Below are 12,667 nucleotides of genomic sequence, written 5' to 3' on the forward strand. Positions count from 1 at the left end.
CCCGTTAAGTTGGTTTTAAAGGTAAAACATTAGAGACTTAAAAATAAGCCCCCTAAATACAAAAAGCTCCCTTCTTTAAGAAGAGAGCCATAGAATACTCTCTTCTCATCTTTCAGACAAAATTGTCCGCAGGAATTGGCACAGTATTCGTTAAGAACCTGTTGCCGAGGTTTCGCAGGGCCTTTCCCTCCACCTCTCTTGATAAGAAGACATCATGTATTAAATTTTAGTTTAATAAAGTGATAATATTCTAAATTCAAACAAAAGTCAATTCGTTTATCGAAATATTTTTATATTCCAATCGGAAACCCTGACAGAAATATATTTACCCGCTGAGATGCCTCTATCAGTCTTTCTGGAGGCTGAACCATAGCGATTCTGACGTACCCTTCGCCCTGCTTGCCAAAAGCATCACCAGGTACGACGGCAATCCCTTCTTCATCAATTAGTTTGAAGGCAAAATCGCGGGATTTCCAGCCGGAAGGAATTTTAGCCCACACAAACATCGTTGCCGGAGAATTAGCCACTTCCCATCCGCTGTCCCGAAATCCAGATACCAAAGCATCCCGCCGCGCTTCATACTGCTTTAGCTGATCCTTCAAGAAAGAATAATCAGAAGTTAGTGCTGCAATCGCTGCTTTTTGGATTGGGTAAAAGATTCCGTAATCGATATGTGATTTAAAGGAAGCTAGGATATTGATAACCTGTGAGTTTCCAGCGACATATCCTATGCGGCAGCCTGCCATATTGAAAGTTTTTGAGAGTGAATTGAACTCCACTCCAACTTCCTTCGCACCCGGTACGGATAAAAAACTGATTTGCGGGTTCCCATCATAAATCAATTCAGAATAAGCGAAATCATGTACGACAAGGATATTATGTACTTTGGCGAATTCGACCACCTGTTCAAAAAAGCTGGTGTCAGCCAGTGCAGTGACAGGGTTTCCAGGATAGCTCAAGATCATCATTTTCGTCTTATGTAAAACCTCGAGAGGAATCTCGTTAAGCTGCGGCAGGAATTTATTTTCCTCCAGCAAAGGCATAGGATAAATAGTTCCGCCTGCAATGGTAACGCTGGCTTCATAGATTGGGTAACCCGGATCTGGAACAAGTACATAATCACTAGGATCAATGATCGCTGTAGCAAGATGCGCAAGCCCATCCTGGGAGCCCATCAGCTGCAGGACTTCAGTTTCAGCTTTAAGTTCTACCGAATAACGCTGATGGTAAAAATATTTTACCGCCTCGTTAAATTCACTAATTCCCTTGAGCGTGTATCCGTATTTCCCCGGATCCATCGAATATTTAGCAAGTTCCTCCATGACAAAAGAAGGCGGCCCAAAATCCGGACTCCCTATACTCAGGTCAATCACATCTTTCCCGTTCATCAAAGCAGCCTGCTTACGGTCAACCACTTCCTGAAATATACTTGATGTCATCATTCTAATCTTTTCCGATCCGTAGATATTCATGGACATTCCCCTTTACTGTTCATTCATTCATGATGTTTTCGTTGAGGTTGATTCATCTGAATTTTTAAAATATAAATTCGATTATAGCAGTTTCGTTTGATCAGTACTAGAAAAAATTAAAAATGAGCTGCTATGCCTACTAGCCAGCATGTGATTAAGCTTTTTTTGCGGATAATACCAGTTGGTGATGCTTTAATACCAGTTAGAGCATCTTTAATACCAGTTGATAGGCTTTTAATACCAGTTAACAACGATTTAATTTCAGTCGAGATTCTGGGTAACCGGATATGTTAGAACCGCAATAATCCGATGTTAAAACGAGTCAAACAAAAAGAGCCGCCCAGGGCAGCTCTCCACTATGTTCGTGTGATTATTTTATCGATGATCCCATATTCAAGTGCTTCCTGGGAACTCATGAAATAATCCCAGTCTGTATCCTTTTCGATTTTTTCAACCGGCTGGCCAGTTCTGTCGGATATCAATCGCGACATCGATCCGTTCCACATCCACAGCGACAATATCCCCGAACTGGATTGACATTGCACACCCATCCTCAGCTACCATCCGTACTTCCTTCCTGAGCGGATCTAGGTAATGAACGTGTCCTCTTTCTTCATATGTAAATCCATCATCCCACTTCGTGATTTTCACTGGATATGTAAATTCCATGGCGTAGCAAATCCGATTCTCCATCTCCTGGATTTCGTATTCATCGAGCAACGGCATCGGCTGCCGCAACTCATCCTAGCTAGCTCTCTCAATAACGCTCGATGCTCTGGCATAAAATGAGCAGGCATAAATTTCAGCTTTCCTCGATCTCGTATTCTCATGCTGATCATCCTTTCGGGAGTACTTAAAGCTATTATATCCCAAACAAACGTTCGTAAACTATACAAATTTATTTTTTCATAAGAAAAGCGCAAGCGCCTTGGTCAGCCCCGACAAGCGTTGGAGGGCGGACCGGTGAAGTCGCTCTTTGACTTCATCGGGCGGACCGAAACGTCTCGAGGGGCTAGGTGCTGGAGCTAGACACTAATCTAAGTGGATAAATCTTATCCAATCAAAAAACTGGCCTTAGCCAGTCTATGCAATCACTTCATGATATTTAAAATAAGTCGAGAGCTTTGAATCCACGTGGTCTTTCCATCCATCTAGTGGCACATTCAACTTCTTCAGAATTTTATAGGCATGGACCCATGCACTCATTTCAGCCGTTATCCGATAAGACCAATCATTCAGCCACTTTTCATAGTCAAGATCGTCATTGACAAAATCAATACAATGCCCAATCTCGTGGGCAAAGGCATAAACATTTTCCTGTGTGGTCGATAATGGAATCGTAATGGACATGTTTGGATTAAAATTGATTTTTTTCTTAGAGTCATAAATCACCTTGCAGTTCAACTTCTCCGCCTCTTCTACTAAAAGTAAAAAAAGTGCCGTACGTAACCATACCATTTTCCCCTTTTATCTTTATAGTTTTTCTCTCTATTATATCGGTATTTATAAAAATTTATACACCTATTCTAAATATTCTGAAATAAACCATTTTACAGATAGGACAACTTTTGCTGGCATATCATGATAAAAGGCACCATACCTTGGAGGATGATTAAATATGAAAATACATGTTGTAAGACCGGGTGACACTTTATGGGCCATTTCGCAAAGCTACCAAACTGCCATTAACCAGATTATTTTAGCGAATGAACTTGATAACCCCAATGTATTAGTTGTTGGGCAGTCCCTTGTGATCCCGGAAACTAACCGTGAGTATATCGTCCAGCAGGGAGACAGCTTATGGGCAATTGCCTCTCGTTACAGAGTGACCGTACAGGAACTCGCAAGCTATAACAATATCGCAGATCCTTCGCTGATTTTTGTCGGCCAGATGCTTCAGATGCCATATATACTGCATTCCATCCAGTCTGGAGAAACTCTGTGGGCGATTGCCCGGCAATATGGGGTGACTGTGAACCAAATAGCAGCGGCCAATAATATTTCTAATCCAGCAGTCATTTATCCCGGCGGGGTTCTGAGGATTCCATTGCCTCCAAAGCCTGTAATTGAAGTGAATACCTATATAACGAGGATGGATGATATAGGCAGAAGAAATGTTCTTTCACGCGGGAACCTTTTCACTTATCTTACTCCTTTTTCCTATAAGATGGGTGAAGATGGGTCACTCCTGAATCTACAGGATACAAATGTCCTGCAAGCGGCCAATATGACCAACACGTCACCATTGTTGACAATTACGAATGAAGCAGATGGCTCGTTCAGTTCAGACCGGGCAGCCGCCATCCTGCGGAATCCAGCCGTCCAGGACACATTGTTAACCAATATTCTTGCTAAAATGAAAGAAAAAGGCTATACCGGCTTGAATATCGATTTCGAATACGTCTATCCAGAAGACCGGGAAAACTATAATAATTTTTTACGAAAAGCTGTAGCCCGCTTGCATCCTGAAGGCTATACAGTGTCGACTGCACTGGCTCCAAAACAAAGAGCCGATCAGGAAGGTTTGCTGTATGAAGCGCACGACTACGATGCGCATGGGGAAATTGCTGATTTTGTCGTCATCATGACATATGAATGGGGCTGGTCAGGCGGCAGGCCGTGGGCAATCGCGCCGATCAATGAAGTTAGGAAAGTGTTGGACTATGCGGTCACAGCCATTCCGCGCGATAAAATATTGATGGGTGTCCCTTTATACGGAAGAGACTGGCGTATCCCATGGGTGCAAGGAACCTATGCTCGAACAGTCAGCCCAAAAGGAGCAGTAGAGCTTGCCGCACAACAGGGCGTTAATATCCAATATAATGACACGTACCAATCTCCATTTTTCCTCTACACCGATGCAGACGGACAGCAGCACGAAGTCTGGTTCGAAGACGCAAGAAGCGTCCAGGCAAAGTACGATACAGTAAAAAATTATGGATTGCGTGGAGTCAGCTTCTGGACATTAGGTCCATCATTTCCGCAAAACTGGCCAGTGCTGCACAATAACTTTAGGGTAAAGAAGCTGTAAACATGAAAAATCCTGAGATCAGTAGAATGTTATAATCAAGATTAGTGGGGATTTAATACTAATTAATCCGGATATGATACCAGTTTGCCCAGATTTAATACCTATTGTGAAGAATCCTTCATATTTGTCACAGGAAGAGTACTAGTAATAACCCGAAACTTCTCGCTTAAAAACCGTATTAAAACTTCAGGTGAGAGTCATGTTCAAAATCACGCCACAGTGCTCGGTATGCAAGAAAGAAATCCAAGCTAATGAAGAGATTTTCGTTGAAATGAGGTACCCGGAAACGAAGGGCATGGCGGAGATCAAGGCTTTTATCCAGAATCAGGGTAAAATTATTTACGAAGAATGCAATAAAAAATAGGAGGAGCCTGAAATATTTGTAGAAAAACGGTCAGAAAAGAGAAGGAAGAAGAAGCAGGATGGTAGCTATAATTTTTGGGATTTCGTTTTTGATATACTGTTCTGGATTCCAGAATTGATCATTCTTCCGTTCCGGCTGGTTTTCTTTTTATTCAGGTTCCTCGCTAGGTCTATATTTGATGGTATTTAAAAAATCCTGCGAATTAATTTCTTTCAACCGTTAATAAAACTCTTCTAACCGTCGATAAAAGTCCTGCAACCGTTTATATATTCCCAATAACCGTTTAAATAACTGCTGCAACCGTTCATATATCTGTTTAAAATTCAAAAAGATCCTAAAACATCTAAAGAATCATCAAAACCCTGACCAAAATTGGCCAGGGTTTATCATTTTAATATATATCCTGCCTAATAAACACAGCAAACGAAACAATCAAGGCTGCCAATCCCCATATCGCCAACACCACTAGCGAAAACCCGAGAGTCATGCCTTCGATCGGCGGCGCCTGGCCGGACAGGTAGCCTGTCAGATTCAGGTTGATCATGAACAAGTATTTTGCCGATTCCCAGGATGAGACCATACTGCTAAGGATGGCTCCGGAAATCAGCGCAGCTAGCATGACCCCCATTCCTGCAGGCGTATTCCGAATTAGAACGGAAAGCATGAATGTGATTGTTCCGACAATCAGTGCCACAAACCACACTAGGCTGAACTCCATCAACAGATACTGCCACTGGGGAATCATCTGGACTGCATTCGTATTGAGTTCATTCCCTTCAACATTGAATCCGGTTATGACAGGAGCGGCCCAGCCTTGATAGCCAAAAATAAGGCCGGATATCAAATAGGACAGCACTCCAAACAACACGACAATGATCGATACAGATAAAATCAGTGTGATGTATTTGCTCATCAAAATTCTCCAGCGCTTCACCGGCCTTGTCAGCAAAAGCTTTACCGTCCCGGCACTTCGTTCAGAAGAAACAATATCGGCTGCCACCACCATGATCATCAATGGCAGGAACAAATTGATTGAATGCTCCGCGAATACACGGGCAAAACTAGGTGCTCCCGGCTCCATCGGATTCACATTGTTATCAAGATAGTATTGTTGCTGCTGGATGCGAAGCTGAAGCTCGCTTTTCCACTCATCAGAAATCCCGCTGCTGGTGATCCTGTTTTGTGTATCGATGATCTGCTGCTGCAATGTCGTTCGCCAATCAACGTCCCCAAAGCGCTCAAGCCTTCTATCAATTTCCCTGTATTGAGAATATGTAAAAAGCGCGACTAGCACAGCGATGATCCCAGCAACTATAAGGATTCTTTTTTTGCGGACGATTTTCAACATTTCATTCCTGACCAGGTTAATCAATCGTCTCACCCCCAGTCAACTCAAGGAAAAGATCCTCAAGTGCAGGCAATTTCCTGTTCATTTCATTCACCTGGACGCCCTTTTCCACCAGCATGCGGTTCCAAATAGCACTTTCATTTTCTACATAAGGAGTAACCAAAGCTCCCTCTGCCCCATCCGAAACCGTCGTCACTCCACCCAGAATTTCTTTCGCAGTATCACGCGGTTCGCATGCCAGATGACTTTTTCCTGGAGTGCCAACAGATTTTCAACATAGTCCACTTTGATAACTGATCCTTTAGAAATAATCGCGACCCGGTCACACATAAGCTGGATTTCACTCAGAAGATGGCTTGATACTAGAACAGTCAGCCCCTCTTCTTCGGCCAGATAACGAATGAAATTACGCATTTCCCTAATCCCCATCGGATCCAGTCCGTTCGTCGGCTCGTCCAAAATCAAGACCTTTGGCTTTCCCAGCAAAGCCTGGGCAATCCCAAGACGCTGACGCATCCCAAGCGAATACGTACTGACACGATCATGAATCCGCTCATCCAACCGCACGAGTTCCACCACATAATTCATATGCGCACGATCGACTTCAGGCAGCATCCTTCCAAAATGCTCGAGATTTTCCCAGCCCGTCAAATAGGAATACAGCTCGGGATTCTCAACAATACAGCCCATTTGCGACATAGCTTTCGTAAAATTCTTCCTGACATTGTAGCCGCCGATTTCGATTGTTCCTGAACTAGGTTTGATCAAACCGACCAGCATCCTGATGGTTGTAGTTTTGCCAGCGCCGTTCGGACCTAGGAACCAAACACTTCGCCTCTTTTTAAATCAAAGTCGATGCCTTTGATGATCTCTTTTTTGCCAATCGTCTTTTTAAGCCCTTTAACAGAGAGCGTTATCTCACTCATCGTTCTCCCCCCTTACCATGTTATCAATGAAGCGACCCGTTCCGCGATCAGCCTGTAGCCTTCAGCATTCGGGTGAAATTTATCTGTGTACAAATAATCGTTCACACTTAGCTGGAATAAGTCAAATGTCGGCACATAAACCGCCTTTTCATTCTGGTCAAGCAGTTGATTCGCATCATAATTCCAATCACGGACGATTTTTGTTGTCAGCTCGGAATCATTCAAATCAATGAACGGATTATACAAGCCAATATGAAAAACAACAGCCGAGTCATTCATAGTCCGCACTTCTTTTAAAATGGCTTCAAGGTTTTTTAAATAACTTTCTTTGGCCTGAGCGATTTTCTGCTCATCCATTTGCAAAAACGTTTGACCACTCTGGAACAAATCATTGCCGCCAATCGTAATCAGGATGTAGTCTGCACTCTGAATCTTCCTCTGGATTTCTCCTTGCTTTAGCTGATCCAACAGCTGATTGGAACGGTACCCTTTAACCCCGAAGTTATGTATTGTGATTTTCTCTTTAGATTTCTCTTCAAGCTCATCAACCAGATAACCGATATAGCCTTTTCCTGTATCATCCCCGGTTCCGCGAGTCAGCGAATCTCCAAGAGCGACAACCACCTTACCGTCTTTATGGGAAGAAACATCTTCAACTGGCTTTGCTGCTCAATCGCTCCCGACGCTTCATTGCTGAAAAATTGATTTTGGATTGTCCATCCAAGACCGAACAGCATTAATATTAATGACAGCACTGAAAAAATCAGTGTTAATCTAACCGAATACTTTTTCACCTGACCACCCTCGTTCCACTAATTGGTAAGCTTTATTTTATAATAATTTCGATCGGAATAAAAATGATAATACTGTGGCGATGTGCTGAATGTGGGTTTTTGCCGTTTTATACGGAACAAAAAGCGCAAGCGCCTCGTTCAGCCCCGACAAGCGCTGGAGGGCCGACCAGTGAAGTCGTTCTTTGACTTCATTGGGCGGACCGAAGCGACTCGAGGGGCTAGGCGCTGGAGCTGGATTAAGAAAACCTGGATAGTTATCCACATTGAAAATATTTTATAATTTCCTTAATTTCCTATTAAACAAAAAGCGCGCAGCTTTAATTGCTGAACGCGCTTTTAGATGGCAAATGCATGTTTCCCAATAGTTTTCACGACATCACGAGTGAAGATCCACTGGCTTGTCGCAGTCTCTGGATTATAGAAATAAAGACAATCAATTTTATTTTCATTTTCAAGGGCATCTTCAACGGCTTTAATTGCTTCTTCACCTGCCGGCTTATTGATTGCACCGTTTTGGACAGGTTGGAATGCGTTTCTTTGGTAAATAACTTCTTTTACCGTATCAGGAAATTGTTCGTGCTCCACTCGGTTCAGTACGACTTCTGCAACGGCAACCTTGCCTTCATAAGGCTCACCTTTAGCTTCCGCATGGACCAGGCGGGCTAGAAGCTTTACTTCTTCTTCCTTAATAAAGCGTTTATCCGTCACCGAAGACTCCTTCGTATCAACATCTACCTTTTTGGCTGTCAAAGTCTCAGCCGGCTTGTTCGTTTTCGTTGATTCTGCATAAACTGTATATGAACCAATAACTAATGTAAGAATTGTGACTAGCATAAGAATTTTTTTCATTGTAAACCTCCTGTTTTGGTTTATTAGACTGAACAGGCCCTATAACAGGCTAACAGGTTTACAATATTATCACACTAGTTAATGACTGGGTTAATTTTAAACTTCATACCAGCTCGGGTAAAAACTGTATTTATTATTACGAAATAAGGTTTATTCGTAAACTTTGTTACAAATTTAACATCAAATGGTATCTCAATTTATAAAGGAAGAATCAATTTGTTATCGAAAAAAGCGCACTCAAATTTTTAAGTGTGTGGATCCTCGCTGTCAGGATAAACAAGTCTGTGTGGTGATATTCAACAAAATCATCAATGATTCGCAAACCTTTCCAAAATCGCTCTATCAGTAAAAATGTGTATTTCTCGTCCCACTCAAACATGTTGATTCTCGCAAGCTCCTCAGCAAGCTGAGAAAAATGATACTCCTCGATCCACATCTTGACTTGATACAGTTTATCATGATCCAGAATCAATCCAGATTTACTGTTATAACTTTTTTGGACGAAATCCGCAAAACCCTTCATATTTTCCGCCAGCAGGTTGGCTTTTTGCATCTCGAAATTCACTCTCACCAACTCCTTCTATAAAACAAATATGTTTCAATCAGGAATTTTACAACTTCCAAACCTCTATTTGGATATTTATGTTAAAATAAAGAAAACGTCTAGGGGTCGTTCTTTATGAAATCAAATTTTCAAAGGAGAAAAATTCAACAGAAATATCGGGAAGAAGTTGGCAAGAAAACCGAAAAAGATCGCTTTTCTTTATTGATCAATATAATTTCTCTTGTTGTTATTGTGGTTTTTATTTTAAATCTTTATTTTGACTGGTTATAAACGAAAGGAGAAATGAACATGCTTTGGTTAGCATTGTTTTCCCCGTTAATTGTATTGGTTCCCCTAGCTTTTTATATGGATAGAAAAAAAGGAACTGGTGACCCGAAACTTGATTCGAAAAATCACCGAATTGAACAAGACCAGGCCTTGCATGACAAGTCTTTCATTTTTCCAGGCGGAAATGGTCCATCTGATAGCCAATAAGTCTTAAGCAAGCAAAAAAGCATCGTAATCGATGCTTTTTCAGTCTATATATTCAGCCATTTTCTTAAGCAATTCATAAGAATTCTCTGCAGTTACAAAGTCACCATTGACCATTGCATATGGAGACATCCTGCATTCCTTGCACCTGCTCTGGCATTCGAATTCCTTATACTCTACGTTTTTACGGCTCAAGAAATCATTGTAAGCAGCATAATTCTCTTCCTGTAAAAACTGCTCCAAATTCCGCTGGCAAAATTCAATCTTTGCTTTCTTTTGTTTGGAAAAAAGCTTCTGAATCATATTCATTTATGAAACTACCTTTCCTGAAAAAGTCCGCTGTAAAAAGCGATCCAAAACCATGTTGCCAAAAGGAATGAACGCAGCTGCAAGCGCACTAACGGCCCATAAAAACGACCATCTGACCTTAAATGTCGTATATATAATCATAAGAATATATAATACAAATAAAAAACCGTGCAAAGAACCTACGAACCGAACAGCCTCGGGAAAACCAGCCCAATACTTAAGCGGCATCGCGATGAACACAAGGATCAACAACGATCCACCCTCAAACAAACCCATTAAACGAAACCGGCTGATAGCTGTATTTTGCATACTTAACACCTACTTCCTAACCAAGAAATTATACCATTTTTTACGAGTAACTAAAAATACTAAATTCTAACACATAGCCAACTTACTATAATAGAAAGGGGGAATTAAAATGATTATCCATGAACGGGAAAATGAATTTGTCATGGTGGCCCAGCATGACCATGCTAAGGTTTCGCGGGACGCTGCACAATGTTGGAGATGTGAACATTTTCTCGGCATAGACAAGAAAGATTCGGTGGTTCTTGCCGTACGGGAACACGATCGGTGTTGGATTGAACCAGACAAAGAACCATTATGGAACGAACAAACCCAGCAGCCATACTCTTTTATGGATTATCCGGGAAGCCCGAAGCTTGCCTTTTATACAAAAGGAATCGACGAGATCGTCCAAATGGATCCATACGCCGGACTCCTGTGCAGCCTTCACTCCGCATCATTCCTGAAGGACGCAACAAGCATAATCGGGAAGAATTTTTGGATCGCGGAAAAACAAAGACAACAGAAGTTGCTCGAGGAATTAGGAATCGAAAAAGACCAGATGTTGTCCTTCCACTTAAATCTATTAAAATTCTGCGATAATCTGTCATTGTATATTTGTCTTAATGACCCCGGAACGCCAAAATCCCAGGAGCACTATTTTTACCGAAATGGCTTTCCGCAAAGATTTTCATTCGCAAACAATGAACACATCCATGCAGAGTGGCTTGATCAAGAAACAGTATCACTGTCACTTTCGCCATTTAAGAAAAATCTCCATGTCAGACTGCCCTATAAAGCTGTTAATAAGAAACTCATCAAAGAAATTGGGTTAGCTGCAGCTTATTACGAAAGTCCAGTTTGTTGGAGAGACGTTACATTTGTCTGAAAATCTGCCCGGAGAACATCACCGTGCAGATTTTTTATTACATAACTTAACGATTTGTCAGCAGAATTTTAAACAAATGTAATCAAATCGCATATAAACTGAAATCTAACTATGGGATAATGACTACTTCACTATAAAGATGGAATAGATGTTGGTGGTGGTAAAATGGCAGTAAAAAAGCGAAAAGTCAGATGGTCCCGAGTATTTGTGGCACTGATGATTCTTGGAATCTTTATGGTTGGTCTGGTTACCATATTCCAGTACATTGAAGGAACATATAAAGCAATAAATCAACCTTTTAAAAAAGCAGAAGCAGATTCGTTTCAAGGAGAAAGTGATACTAAAGAAGAAGTGAACGTCCTTTTACTAGGGAGTGACTCACGCGGGGAAAAAAGTGCACGAACGGACACAATCATGGTTGCACATTACAACCCACAATCAAACAATGTAAAACTAATTTCACTAATGCGGGATATGTATGTCTCCATCCCCGGATATGGGAAGCAAAAACTAAATGCAGCCTATTCCCTTGGCGGAACCGAATTACTAAGGCAAACGATTAAGAACAATTTTGAGTTAGACATCCATCATTATGCCATCGTTGATTTTAAAGGGTTCGAAAAAGCAGTCGACCTCCTCGTTCCCGAAGGAATAGAAGTAGACATACCTTATGAAATGTCCGATGGAATAGATATGACATTGGAAAAAGGAGCCCAACTGCTGCATGGAGAGGAACTGCTAGGATATGTACGTTTCCGCCAGGATCGATTAAGTGACTTTGGACGAGTCCAGCGGCAGCAAGAAGTGATTTCAAAATTAAAAGACGAAGCCGTAAGTCTTAATAGCGTGACCAAGTTACCTGAAATGCTCGACCTTTTACACACTCACATTGATACAAATATCGACTCCCCCACGCTTTTAGCCATTGGAAAAGACATATTGACGAATCAAGGCGGAGAAATGCAAACAATACGGATCCCGGAAGACGGCAGTTTTGAAAATACCTACCAGGACGGAATTGGTGAAGTGTTGGAGGTGGATTTTGATCAGAATAAGGAAGCACTTGAGGAATTTTTAGAGCAAGAATGACAATAATATACGGACCAGCATCATTCTAAAAATAATGCCTTGCTCTATTTTAAGAGCAAGCATTTATAGTCTAAGAAGTCGTTATTCCATTACATATAAAAAAACGCACGTTCAATATATATTGGGTAGGACTGCGCGGAATCGAACCCACCTGACCTAGTTTGCTAACATCTACATTAAAGAGCCTTATCGTCAACTGTATTCAAATAAGCTTCAATCTCATCAATCACAGATTTCACACAACCATCTTCAAATGGAGAAATTAAGTTCGCTTG

At 41.5% G+C, this 12,667-nt stretch carries 16 protein-coding genes, 2 pseudogenes and 1 riboswitch; of the genes and pseudogenes, 6 read left to right on the plus strand and 12 right to left on the minus strand.

What is annotated here, in order from left to right; genetic code table 11:
* Positions 1-102: 102 nt before the first annotated feature.
* Positions 103-208, minus strand: a riboswitch (SAM riboswitch).
* 82 nt (positions 209-290) lie between these two features.
* The 4 genes and pseudogenes from JCM21738_RS06045 to JCM21738_RS06055 all read right to left on the minus strand — a co-directional run bounded on the left by JCM21738_RS06045 (position 291) and on the right by JCM21738_RS06055 (position 2,930).
* The gene (locus JCM21738_RS06045; protein WP_023614609.1) at positions 291-1,472 is read right to left on the minus strand and encodes an LL-diaminopimelate aminotransferase; all 1,182 of its coding nucleotides are present in this window, start codon (positions 1,470-1,472) and stop codon (positions 291-293) included.
* 356 nt (positions 1,473-1,828) lie between these two features.
* Positions 1,829-1,951: pseudogene (locus JCM21738_RS23110) on the minus strand (ATP-dependent Clp protease proteolytic subunit); the annotation flags it as partial.
* On the minus strand, positions 1,923-2,198 hold the full coding sequence (locus tag JCM21738_RS25460) for a YolD-like family protein (protein ID WP_052019585.1): 276 nt from the start codon (positions 2,196-2,198) through the stop codon (positions 1,923-1,925). The gene JCM21738_RS25460 and the pseudogene JCM21738_RS23110, both read right to left, overlap by 29 nt.
* A gap of 357 nt (positions 2,199-2,555) precedes the next feature.
* Positions 2,556-2,930: a hypothetical protein gene (locus JCM21738_RS06055; RefSeq protein ID WP_035209066.1), complete on the minus strand. Its 375-nt coding sequence runs from the start codon at positions 2,928-2,930 to the stop codon at positions 2,556-2,558.
* Positions 2,931-3,090: 160 nt separating this feature from the next.
* Here JCM21738_RS06055 and JCM21738_RS06060 point away from each other — a divergent pair, with 160 nt between their 5' ends.
* Together JCM21738_RS06060 and JCM21738_RS06065 are read left to right on the plus strand one after the other, a co-directional pair.
* Positions 3,091-4,503 carry a LysM peptidoglycan-binding domain-containing protein gene (locus tag JCM21738_RS06060; RefSeq protein ID WP_023614612.1) on the plus strand — a complete coding sequence of 471 codons (1,413 nt, stop codon included), beginning with the start codon at positions 3,091-3,093 and terminating at the stop codon, positions 4,501-4,503.
* Positions 4,504-4,702: 199 nt separating this feature from the next.
* Positions 4,703-4,867 (plus strand): hypothetical protein, encoded by a 165-nt coding sequence (locus tag JCM21738_RS06065; protein ID WP_023614613.1) that lies wholly within the window; start codon positions 4,703-4,705, stop codon positions 4,865-4,867.
* 391 nt (positions 4,868-5,258) lie between these two features.
* Here JCM21738_RS06065 and JCM21738_RS06070 read toward each other — a convergent pair whose 3' ends face one another.
* The 6 genes and pseudogenes from JCM21738_RS06070 to JCM21738_RS06090 form a co-directional block, all read right to left on the minus strand.
* Positions 5,259-6,239: a DUF2705 family protein gene (locus tag JCM21738_RS06070; RefSeq protein ID WP_023614614.1), complete on the minus strand. Its 981-nt coding sequence runs from the start codon at positions 6,237-6,239 to the stop codon at positions 5,259-5,261.
* A pseudogene (locus JCM21738_RS06075) lies at positions 6,232-7,141 on the minus strand (ABC transporter ATP-binding protein). Before JCM21738_RS06075 ends, JCM21738_RS06070 begins: the two are co-directional and overlap by 8 nt.
* Before the next feature lie 12 nt (positions 7,142-7,153).
* Positions 7,154-7,765 (minus strand): SGNH/GDSL hydrolase family protein, encoded by a 612-nt coding sequence (locus tag JCM21738_RS06080; protein ID WP_243462910.1) that lies wholly within the window; start codon positions 7,763-7,765, stop codon positions 7,154-7,156.
* Entirely contained in the window at positions 7,738-7,935 is a 198-nt protein-coding gene (locus JCM21738_RS25465) for a hypothetical protein (protein ID WP_243462911.1), read from the minus strand. Before JCM21738_RS25465 ends, JCM21738_RS06080 begins: the two co-directional genes overlap by 28 nt.
* 336 nt (positions 7,936-8,271) lie before the next feature.
* Complete coding sequence (locus JCM21738_RS06085) at positions 8,272-8,784, minus strand: cell wall hydrolase (protein ID WP_023614617.1); 513 nt, start codon at positions 8,782-8,784, stop codon at positions 8,272-8,274.
* 211 nt (positions 8,785-8,995) lie between these two features.
* Positions 8,996-9,349 carry a hypothetical protein gene (locus JCM21738_RS06090; protein WP_023614618.1) on the minus strand — a complete coding sequence of 118 codons (354 nt, stop codon included), beginning with the start codon at positions 9,347-9,349 and terminating at the stop codon, positions 8,996-8,998.
* Positions 9,350-9,463: 114 nt separating this feature from the next.
* Between JCM21738_RS06090 and JCM21738_RS24235 the strand changes: the two genes are divergently transcribed.
* Positions 9,464-9,619, plus strand: a complete 156-nt coding sequence (locus JCM21738_RS24235; protein WP_023614619.1) for a hypothetical protein — start codon at positions 9,464-9,466, stop codon at positions 9,617-9,619.
* 18 nt (positions 9,620-9,637) lie between these two features.
* Positions 9,638-9,823: a hypothetical protein gene (locus tag JCM21738_RS06095; RefSeq protein ID WP_023614620.1), complete on the plus strand. Its 186-nt coding sequence runs from the start codon at positions 9,638-9,640 to the stop codon at positions 9,821-9,823.
* 39 nt (positions 9,824-9,862) lie between these two features.
* On the opposite strand, the gene JCM21738_RS06100 is transcribed toward JCM21738_RS06095, so the two are convergent.
* Positions 9,863-10,129, minus strand: coding sequence for a DUF1450 domain-containing protein (locus JCM21738_RS06100; protein ID WP_023614621.1), 267 nt, complete (start codon positions 10,127-10,129; stop codon positions 9,863-9,865).
* Positions 10,130-10,438: a DUF3817 domain-containing protein gene (locus JCM21738_RS06105; protein ID WP_023614622.1), complete on the minus strand. Its 309-nt coding sequence runs from the start codon at positions 10,436-10,438 to the stop codon at positions 10,130-10,132.
* A gap of 109 nt (positions 10,439-10,547) precedes the next feature.
* Between JCM21738_RS06105 and JCM21738_RS06110 the strand changes: the two genes are divergently transcribed.
* Both JCM21738_RS06110 and JCM21738_RS06115 read left to right on the plus strand, forming a co-directional pair.
* Complete coding sequence (locus JCM21738_RS06110; protein ID WP_023614623.1) at positions 10,548-11,303, plus strand: DUF3891 family protein; 756 nt, start codon at positions 10,548-10,550, stop codon at positions 11,301-11,303.
* 165 nt (positions 11,304-11,468) lie between these two features.
* Positions 11,469-12,392, plus strand: a complete 924-nt coding sequence (locus JCM21738_RS06115) for an LCP family protein (RefSeq protein WP_023614624.1) — start codon at positions 11,469-11,471, stop codon at positions 12,390-12,392.
* Positions 12,393-12,667: the final 275 nt, after the last annotated feature.

This window comes from Mesobacillus boroniphilus JCM 21738 (genome assembly GCF_000517385.1).
Classification (GTDB): Bacteria; Bacillota; Bacilli; order Bacillales; family Cytobacillaceae; genus Mesobacillus; species Mesobacillus boroniphilus.

Coding starts and splice junctions, on each gene's coding strand:
- JCM21738_RS06060 (WP_023614612.1), top strand. CDS start 3,091: ATGAAAATACATGTTGTAAGACCGGGTGACACTTTATGGGCCATTTCG.
- JCM21738_RS06085 (WP_023614617.1), bottom strand. CDS start 8,784: ATGAAAAAAATTCTTATGCTAGTCACAATTCTTACATTAGTTATTGGT.
- JCM21738_RS24235 (WP_023614619.1), top strand. CDS start 9,464: ATGAAATCAAATTTTCAAAGGAGAAAAATTCAACAGAAATATCGGGAA.
- JCM21738_RS06045 (WP_023614609.1), bottom strand. CDS start 1,472: ATGAATATCTACGGATCGGAAAAGATTAGAATGATGACATCAAGTATA.
- JCM21738_RS06065 (WP_023614613.1), top strand. CDS start 4,703: ATGTTCAAAATCACGCCACAGTGCTCGGTATGCAAGAAAGAAATCCAA.
- JCM21738_RS06055 (WP_035209066.1), bottom strand. CDS start 2,930: ATGGTATGGTTACGTACGGCACTTTTTTTACTTTTAGTAGAAGAGGCG.
- JCM21738_RS06100 (WP_023614621.1), bottom strand. CDS start 10,129: ATGAATATGATTCAGAAGCTTTTTTCCAAACAAAAGAAAGCAAAGATT.
- JCM21738_RS06105 (WP_023614622.1), bottom strand. CDS start 10,438: ATGCAAAATACAGCTATCAGCCGGTTTCGTTTAATGGGTTTGTTTGAG.
- JCM21738_RS06095 (WP_023614620.1), top strand. CDS start 9,638: ATGCTTTGGTTAGCATTGTTTTCCCCGTTAATTGTATTGGTTCCCCTA.
- JCM21738_RS06110 (WP_023614623.1), top strand. CDS start 10,548: ATGATTATCCATGAACGGGAAAATGAATTTGTCATGGTGGCCCAGCAT.
- JCM21738_RS25460 (WP_052019585.1), bottom strand. CDS start 2,198: ATGCCGTTGCTCGATGAATACGAAATCCAGGAGATGGAGAATCGGATT.
- JCM21738_RS06115 (WP_023614624.1), top strand. CDS start 11,469: ATGGCAGTAAAAAAGCGAAAAGTCAGATGGTCCCGAGTATTTGTGGCA.